9 protein-coding genes are annotated in these 8,981 nt (G+C 42.7%); 1 reads left to right on the top strand and 8 read right to left on the bottom strand.

The window, feature by feature from the left end:
- The 3 genes from FHQ30_RS12720 to FHQ30_RS12730 all read right to left on the bottom strand — a co-directional run.
- Positions 1 to 1,080: ATP-binding protein (locus tag FHQ30_RS12720; RefSeq protein WP_139625189.1), on the bottom strand; the 1,080-nt coding region annotated here is incomplete at its 3' end.
- 190 nt (positions 1,081 to 1,270) lie between these two features.
- The gene (locus FHQ30_RS12725; protein WP_176552644.1) at positions 1,271 to 2,038 is read right to left on the bottom strand and encodes an ABC transporter permease; all 768 of its coding nucleotides are present in this window, start codon (positions 2,036 to 2,038) and stop codon (positions 1,271 to 1,273) included.
- A gap of 2 nt (positions 2,039 to 2,040) precedes the next feature.
- Positions 2,041 to 2,973 (bottom strand): ABC transporter ATP-binding protein, encoded by a 933-nt coding sequence (locus FHQ30_RS12730; RefSeq protein ID WP_139611521.1) that lies wholly within the window; start codon positions 2,971 to 2,973, stop codon positions 2,041 to 2,043.
- A gap of 97 nt (positions 2,974 to 3,070) precedes the next feature.
- Here FHQ30_RS12730 and can point away from each other — a divergent pair, with 97 nt between their 5' ends.
- Complete coding sequence (gene can / locus FHQ30_RS12735) at positions 3,071 to 3,772, top strand: carbonate dehydratase (RefSeq protein WP_132967557.1); 702 nt, start codon at positions 3,071 to 3,073, stop codon at positions 3,770 to 3,772.
- Between the two features lie 242 nt (positions 3,773 to 4,014).
- On the opposite strand, the gene FHQ30_RS12740 is transcribed toward can, so the two are convergent.
- The 5 genes from FHQ30_RS12740 to FHQ30_RS12760 all read right to left on the bottom strand — a co-directional run bounded on the left by FHQ30_RS12740 (position 4,015) and on the right by FHQ30_RS12760 (position 8,890).
- Complete coding sequence (locus tag FHQ30_RS12740) at positions 4,015 to 4,515, bottom strand: NlpC/P60 family protein (protein ID WP_139611522.1); 501 nt, start codon at positions 4,513 to 4,515, stop codon at positions 4,015 to 4,017.
- A 72-nt stretch (positions 4,516 to 4,587) separates the two neighbouring features.
- Positions 4,588 to 4,881 carry an integration host factor subunit alpha gene (locus tag FHQ30_RS12745; protein WP_132967559.1) on the bottom strand — a complete coding sequence of 98 codons (294 nt, stop codon included), beginning with the start codon at positions 4,879 to 4,881 and terminating at the stop codon, positions 4,588 to 4,590.
- A gap of 3 nt (positions 4,882 to 4,884) precedes the next feature.
- Positions 4,885 to 7,272, bottom strand: coding sequence for a phenylalanine--tRNA ligase subunit beta (pheT, locus tag FHQ30_RS12750; RefSeq protein WP_139611523.1), 2,388 nt, complete (start codon positions 7,270 to 7,272; stop codon positions 4,885 to 4,887).
- Between the two features lie 61 nt (positions 7,273 to 7,333).
- Complete coding sequence (pheS, locus tag FHQ30_RS12755; protein ID WP_132967561.1) at positions 7,334 to 8,323, bottom strand: phenylalanine--tRNA ligase subunit alpha; 990 nt, start codon at positions 8,321 to 8,323, stop codon at positions 7,334 to 7,336.
- A gap of 243 nt (positions 8,324 to 8,566) precedes the next feature.
- On the bottom strand, positions 8,567 to 8,890 hold the full coding sequence (locus tag FHQ30_RS12760) for a hypothetical protein (protein ID WP_139611524.1): 324 nt from the start codon (positions 8,888 to 8,890) through the stop codon (positions 8,567 to 8,569).
- Positions 8,891 to 8,981: the final 91 nt, after the last annotated feature.

Raw genomic sequence — 8,981 nt, forward strand, 5'->3', positions numbered from 1 at the left:
CTGTTGCTCTCGTTTTACGTTTTCACTATTGAGCTGTAAACAGACTTGAATAACTTTTTCTACTTTACTTTTTCGGCAAAGAACAAAATCACACTCTTTATTGTTTTCATTATAATAATAAAGTTCATATTGCTTTCTGCGTAATTCCCAAAATACCGCATTTTCTAATTTTCGTCCTAAATCTTGCGTAAAACTAGGGCTGACCGTACTTTGCAAGCCATTATCAATAAAATAGACTTTTCTCGGATTGACTAATTGTGCTTTATAAGAGTAGGTAAATTTAGGCAAAAGATGAATCAGATAGCTCTGTTCTAAATGTGATAGGTACTCCTGTACAGTTGAAGTGCTTTTCACTTCAATTTGCTGTTTTAATTTTGTTGCCGAAATTAGATTTCCAATATTGGCAGCTAAAAATAAGATCAATCGCTTTATTGGCATTTCATCTCGAATGGAATAACGAACAACAATATCTCGATATAAAATATCATTCAGCAGCATTTCTAAAATTTCTTTTTCATCTAAATGAAGATATTGTGGAAATCCACCGCGATTTAAATACTCTCTAACCGATTCCGCATTTTTTGCTCTTTCAAGATATTCACAAAACTCAATAAAAGAAAAAGGAAATAGCTCTTTACTGAGGTGACGACCGGTCAATTTCGTCCCTAACTCCCGACTCAGTAAAGCCGCATTTGAACCGGTTATCACGACGTTATACCTTTCATCAAGTTTTCCCCGAATATAAATTTCCCAATCCTCAATTACTTGAATTTCATCAAAAAATAGCGTGCTGACTTGCTTTTCCTGAATAATTTCATCAAGCAGCTGAAAGTCATTAAATTCAAAATTGAATAATTGCGGAGAATCAAAGTTAATAAATAAAATTGATGAAAGATCTTGTTTATCAATCAATTGGGCTAATAGTGTACTTTTTCCACAACGACGAATACCTGAAACGATCAAGGCAAATTCATTAATAATCCGTAATTCAGACAACATTTTTCTCGGATAGCTTTGCTGTATCCCTAACTGTTTTTGTTGTAGGTTGATGACATTTTCCAATTCAGATTTCAAAATCATGATTTGCCGCCCCTTGCTCTGATGTATTAATTGAGTTTTGTCTGATACCGTCGAACACTTTTGTTTGATACTATCAAATACTTTTGTTTGATGATAACAAACAAAAGTGTTTGCTACAATCTGCCGTTTCTATAAATCAGTAATACAAAAAAGTGCGGTCAACTTTTCAGTCAAACCGCACTTGGTATGGTTAGTTTCTCAAACCGATACCTCGGTTAATCAAATAATAGGCAAACCCGTAAAGTAAGGTGATAAACAAAATTAATACCGAAAAGGTGTAGTACAGCGCAATATCGCTGACCCCCAAAAAGCCATAACGGAAACCGTTGATCATATACACAATCGGGTTCAGTTTCGATACGCCTTGCCAAAATGCCGGCAGCAGTGAAATCGAATAGAAGACGCCTCCCAGATAGGTCAACGGTGTCAACACAAACGTTGGGATAATGCTAATGTCGTCAAACGAGCGGGCAAACACCGCATTGATCAGTCCGCCAAGGGCAAAGGCAGCACTGGTCATCAGCAGGGTTAAAATCACAACCAGCCAAGAATGAAGTTCCAACGGAATAAACAGCAGCGAAACGATAGTGACTAAACTGCCGACTAAGATACCGCGCGTCATACCGCCGGCAACGTAGCCCCAGATGATAATATGAGTTGAGGTTGGTGAAACCAATAGTTCTTCAACATTGCGTGCAAATTTTGTGCTATAAAATGAGGAAGCCACATTTGAAAATGAATTGGTGATCACCGACATCATGATTAAGCCCGGTACGATAAACTGCATATAGCTATAGCCGCCCATTTCACCGATGCGGTTGCCGATCAGCTGCCCAAAAATCACAAAATAGAGCGTCATGGTGATGACCGGCGGTACTAATGTTTGTACCCAAATCCGCATAAAACGGTGAATTTCTTTGTTTAAAATGGTTTTAAATGCAATCCAAGACAGTGACATCACTACTCTCCTTGTGTTTCATCGTGCGGTTTATTTAACGCCATGCGTACAAACAACTCTTCCAGTCGATTGGTTTTATTGCGCAAGCTCAATACTTGAATACCCTGTTCGGAGAGCTGATGAAATAGGTTGTTCAAGCCTTGTTCACGCCGCACTTCCACTTCCAATGTATTCGTATCAATTAACTGACTTGCATAATGCTCAATTTGTGGCACGGCGCTGTATTTGGCCAGATCCAGCACAAAAGTTTCCGATTCAAGCTTACTCAACAAATCTTTCATTGAGGTGTCGATCACCAATCTGCCCTGCTGAATGATGCCGATATGGCGACAGAGTAACTCCGCTTCTTCCAAATAGTGCGTGGTCAGAATAATCGTCGTGCCTTGCAAATTCAGTTCTTGCAAAAACTGCCACATTGAGCGGCGCAATTCAATATCAACGCCAGCAGTCGGTTCATCCAAAATCAGCAAGCGTGGACGGTGCATTAAAGCACGCGCAATCATCAAACGGCGCTTCATCCCTCCTGAGAGGCGCATCGATTTCTGATCGCGCTTATCCCATAAATCCAGTTTTTTCAGCCATTTTTCAGCACGCTGCAACGCTTCTTTGCGTTCCACCCCATAATAACCGGCTTGATTGACCAAAATATCTAATACTTTTTCAAACTGGTTAAAATTAAACTCTTGCGGAACAATGCCAATCTGCTTTTTCACTTCACTCAGTTGGCTGTCTAAATCATAGCCGAACACCTTGATACTACCGCTACTTTTGTTGACTAACGAGCTGACAATGCCGATTGTCGTTGATTTCCCTGCGCCGTTATGACCGAGCAGTGCATAAAAATCTCCCTCTTGCACATTCAAATTGATACCGTGCAATGCTTGAAAACCATTGGGATATGACTTGGTTAAGTCCTTTATTTCAAGTGCATACATAAGATAATCACTCTATTTATTTTAAAAATGAATAATAAAAAAACACAATTTAACGTATTATAGCAGAGCAAAGGCAAACATATAACAAGGATAAGCTATGAAAAAAATAGAGCAATTGATCGCCAACAACCATAGTTGGGCAGTTCGAATGCAACAGGAGAATTCTAATTATTTTAAAGAGTTGGCGGGTCAACAAAAACCAAGCTACCTGTGGATTGGCTGCTCAGACAGCCGAGTGCCGGCAGAAAAGCTCACCAATCTGGGCCCGGGGGAATTGTTTGTACACCGCAATGTTGCCAATCAGGTGATTCATACTGATTTAAATTGTCTGTCTGTGGTGCAATACGCCATTGATGCGCTGGATATTGAGCATATTATTATTTGTGGTCACACCAATTGCGGTGGTATCAAAGCGGCAATGGAAAATAATACCTTAGGCTTGATTGATAACTGGCTGCTGCACATTCGTGATATTTGGCTGAAGCATAGCAATCTATTTGGTACGCTGCCATTGGAAAAACGAGCAGATATGCTGACTAAAATCAATGTGGTTGAGCAAGTGTATAATTTAGGGTCATCGTCGATAGTTCGTTCTGCTTGGGCACGTGGCAAAAAACTGTCGATTCATGGTTGGGTATATGACGTGAATGATGGCTTTTTAAATGATTTGGGGGTGATTGCCACCAGCCGAGAAACGTTAGAGATCACCTATTTAAATGCCATTGCCCGTTTAGTGTCATCGAATGAACGTCGATTTTTGGAAACTGAAAAGCCGATTAATCTAAAAAGTAAAGAATAAATTGAAATTAAAAAACCATGTCTCACCGATCACCTCAATGAAACATGGTTTTTTACTGTTTAAGTGCTAGGTTAAAAAATCAAAAAAGCTAAATAAACAATCATTGCTAATGAGAAAACCACCGTCAACATTGCATAACTGAAATCACTCATATTCAACCTCCAAGTTAGTAAATGACCAAGTTAAATTAACTCGGTTTAATAAAAATTTATTCACTGTATAACCAACACCTGATGGTGTGATTAGACACGTCTGGCTTGCCAATACGCTTTTTTCCAATAGGTAGAATTTAATGAAGAGTAAATTACCCCGCCTTTGGTTGACGCATGTAAAAATTGATCATCTTTAACATAAATTCCGACATGATAGCCATTGGGACCGCGCCCTGTTTTAAAAAACACCAAATCGCCAGTCTGCAAGTCACCACGTTCGATATAGACCCCTTCTTTCGCTTGTGCTGCAGTCGTTCTTGGCAACGAAATATCAAAACGATCAGCAAAAGTACGCATAACAAAGCCGGAACAATCAACGCCTCGCTGGCTGTTGCCGCCTAAGATATAAGGTGTTCCGCCCCACTGATACTGCTGTTCACTCAATTGTGCCATCGTATAAATCGGATCAGGCAAACGCCCTTGGTAACGGGAAGAGGACGAAGAAGAACACCCGGACAGTACAAATGCTGCCAAGCAAATCAATAACCCTATGCCCGGTTTGAAACCGAACAAATTTTTTGTTCTTACCATCAAAATCCAGCTATCCAATTTTATCTGTTTTCAACCCTCTTGGCTGAATCTGTTCAACACAGAAACAGCGCATTATTTTTTAAGATTCTGTCCGACACGTGCACGCAATTTTTGACCGGGTTTGAAAACCACCACCCGACGTGCGGAAACGGCTACACTTTCGCCGGTTTTTGGATTTCGGCCAGGGCGAGATTTTTTGTCACGCAGTTGGAAATTGCCGAAACCGGACAGTTTAACGTCTTCTCCACTTTCTAAAGCAACCCGAATTTCCTCAAAAAAGCTTTCGACCAAATCTTTTGCTTCACGCTTGGTCAGTTCGAATTTCTGAATGAGACTGTCTGCAATTTCTACTTTCGTTAATGTCATAGTCTAATCTCTCAAATAAGCATTGAAATTCCGCTTTAATTCAGATACTACATTTGATATCACCTTAGTGATATCTTCCTCTTCAAGCGTTTTTTGATTATCCTGAAGTGTCAAACCGATAGCCAGACTCTTATAACCGTCTGCAACCCCGTTACCTTGATACACATCAAACAAGTTCACATGGGTCAATATTTCCCCGGCAACTGCACGACAGGCCCTAATTACATCCGCAGCAGCAACATCGTTGCTAACCACAACCGCAATATCACGGCGGTTTGCCGGGAAACGCGAAATTGCTTTGGCTTGCACCATGTCACGAGTTGCAATGGCATCCCAACAGATTTCGAAGACGACTGTTTTTCCGCTCAACCCCAGTTTTTGTGCAATTTGCGGATGTAATGTACCGATAAAGCCAACTTCTTGATCTTCCGCCATAATCGCCGCAGATTGTCCCGGATGTAATGCTGTATATGATTTTGCTACAAAATTGAGTTTATTTCCAGCACTTGTTAGCGATAAAATGTCTTCTAGATCACCTTTTAGATCAAAAAAGTCAACAACTTCCGTTTTTTCAGCCCAACTCTCGTTTTTTCGGCTGCCGTTGATGACCGCACTTAGCACAAATTGCTGTTTAACACCCGACTCCGCACTGGTATCCGGAATAAAACGCAACCCCGTTTCAAACAAACGCACACGGGTTTGTTGGCGGTTTTGATTATAAAGTAAGGCTCCCAACAGCCCCGGAATGAGTGATAAACGCATTGCCGACATTTCCACAGAAATCGGATTTGGCAGAACCAACGCCTGCTGTTCAGGGTGCAACAAGGCTTGCAGCTTTGGATCAACAAAGCTATAGGTAATCGCTTCTTGGTAATCACGATCAACAAGTGCAGTTTTAATCCGTGCCAATTCGACATCAGTTTCTTTATGTACACGCATATTCAAATGCGCCAACGGTGCATTGTTTGGAATGCTGTTATAACCGTAAATCCGTGCGACCTCTTCAATGAGATCTTCTTCGATTTCAATGTCAAAACGCCAGCTGGTCGGCGTCACCGTCCACACCCCATCGGTAAAAGTCACACTGAAGCCTAAACGATTTAAAATATCGGTGACGGTTTCGTCGGCAATATGGTGACCTAACAATGAGTCCAATTTGCTACGACGTAAAGTAACAGTTTGAATTTGCGGCAAATTTTGCTTGCTGACGACTTCACAAATTTCACCGGCTTGACCACCACAAATTTCAATTAAAAGTGCGGTCGCCCGCTCGATTGCGTGACGTTGTAACTCAAAATCCACTCCACGTTCGAAGCGGTGTGAAGAATCGGTATGTAAACCATATTGACGAGCGCGCCCGGCAATCGCTAATGGCGCAAAAAAGGCCGATTCTAAAATGATATCTTGAGTTTCTGCGCTGACACCACTCTTTTCACCGCCAAAAATTCCTGCCATGGCGAGAGGACCACGTTGATCGGCAATGACTAAGGTATTATCGCGCAATGTTGCTGTCGTGCCGTCTAATAAAACCAATTCTTCGCCGTTTTTCGCCATTCGCACTTCAACCGGCTGTGTCACTTTTGCGCTATCGAAGGCGTGCATCGGCTGTCCTAATTCCAACAAAATATAGTTGGTGACATCGACAATCGGATCGATAGAACGAATCCCACAGCGGCGCAATTTCTCTTGCAGCCAGAGCGGTGACGCTGCTTGCACATTCAGCCCTTTGATCACCCGTAACAAATAGCGTGGGCAAGCCTCAGGTGCCGACAGTTTGATTTCGACTTTGTCGGCAATACTGACCGCTACCGGTGTTATCTCCGGCTCAACGATTTCCGCTTTATTAACCACACCGACTTCACGTGCCACGCCGCGAATGCTCAAACAGTCGGCACGGTTCGGGGTCAGGCTGATTTCAATCACTTTATCATTCAATTTCAGATAATCACGAATATCAGTGCCGATCGGCGCATCAGCAGGTAATTCGATAATACCGTCGGCGTCGGACGTTATTCCCAGTTCACTGAAAGAACACAACATCCCCTCTGACGGTTCGCCGCGTAATTTGGCTTTTTTGATTTTAAAATCGCCCGGCAAGGTCGCGCCGACAACAGCACACGCCACTTTTAAGCCTTGACGGCAATTTGGCGCACCACAAACAATATCCAACAACTGTTCGCCGCCAACGTTGACTTTGGTCACACGCAATTTATCGGCATTTGGGTGTTGTCCGCATTCGACGACTTCGCCGACCACCACCCCGTCAAACTGTCCGGCAACCGCTTCGATGCCGTCCACTTCCAAGCCCAACATCGTGATTTGTTCTGCTAATTGTTCAGTACTGATGGCCGGATTAACCCATTCCCGTAGCCATGATTCATTAAATTTCATCTCGTTATTTTCTCCGCTTATTCTGCTTAATTTGCTCAGCCTGCTTAGGATCTACAGTAGTTTATAGTGACTTAAATTGTTTCAGAAAACGCAGATCATTCTCAAAGAATGACCGCAAATCCGTGACGTTGTAACGCAGCATTGTCAAGCGCTCAACGCCCATGCCGACCGCAAAACCGGAATACTCATTCGGGTCAATCCCAACATTGCGTAAGACATTCGGATGCACCATGCCACAACCCAACACTTCCAACCATTTTCCGTTTTTCCCCATCACATCTACTTCGGCGGACGGTTCAGTAAACGGGAAGTACGATGGGCGGAACCGCACTTGTAAATCTTCTTCAAAAAAGTTACGCAAGAAATCATGCAGCAAACCTTTCAGTTCGGTGAAATTCGCTTTTTTATCGACAAACAGCAATTCAATCTGGTGAAACATTGGGGTATGGGTTTGATCATAGTCATTACGATATACTCTGCCCGGCGCCATAATCCGAATTGGTGGTTGCTGTTTTTCCATGGTGCGAATCTGTACGCCTGAGGTTTGGGTGCGCAGTAAACGATTGACATCAAACCAAAACGTATCGTGGTCGGCTCTTGCTGGATGGTGCGCCGGAATATTCAAGGCATCGAAGTTATAATAATCGCTTTCGATTTCCGGTCCGGTTTCTACACTGAATCCCAATTCAGCAAAGAATTTAGTGACTCGATTAATGGTGATGGTCACCGGATGCAAACCACCGCTTTCTATTCTGCGCCCCGGCAGGCTGACATCAATTTTCTCTTGAGCCAATTGCGCGTTTAATTTAGCACTTTCCAATTCGGTTTTTTTAGCATTAAGTGCGGTTTGCGCCTGTTGTTTCGCCTCATTGATCCGCTGCCCGACCGCCGGACGCTCTTCGGGTGAGACATCACGCAAACCTTGCATTAAGGCAGTAAAATGCCCCTTTTTACCAAAATATTCGACCCGAACGGCTTCCAGTGTCGTGATATCATTTGCTTGTTCCACGGCCTGTAATGCCTGTGCCGTGATGTTTTGTAGCTGTTGCATTTTTATCTCCAATTAGGACGTCTCACAGATAGCGACTATACAAAAAAACCTCCGAACGGAGGCTTTCAGGATTTATTGCCGATTTTTAGCAAACTTAAAAGCCCGTCCAGATCGTTTGGCGGTAACATTAAAGTGAAAAAATCGGTCAGAAAATAGTTGTAGTCGCATATCAATAACGGTTATTCAAAAACAGAGCCATGATAATACATTCGCCCTTAAAAATCACCTGCTTATTGTGTTTTCTTACCAATAGCCGGGATAAAAACCAGCGCCGACATGGTGCTGCCGATGCGAACCCCAACCGCGATGATAACCATAACCGACCGATACCGCAGGACGAATAGGGATATTTCGCTGATTGTAATCGATTTTTTGGCGATTATCGCTGGCATTCCGAACTTCCTGCTCCGGCGGCGACGGCACCGGTTGCGTCGGTGGTGTCATATGTGGATTAGGATAGACTGATACGGTTTGTGGAGCCGGACGGCTGCTGCACGCCGATAAGCCCAATATCGCTGTTGATAATAATAACGCTTTGATTAATCGGCTATTTAATATTTTTTGCATACTTATTTCCTTACTTATTTCCTAACTCATTGCTTAGCTGTGACAGCAACCCGATCTGGATTCATTGATTAGAATTATAGGGTCTGTTGAT

Origin of the sequence: Testudinibacter sp. 'clade 2', from assembly GCF_006227735.1 — a bacterium.
Lineage (GTDB): Bacteria > Pseudomonadota > Gammaproteobacteria > Enterobacterales > Pasteurellaceae > Chelonobacter.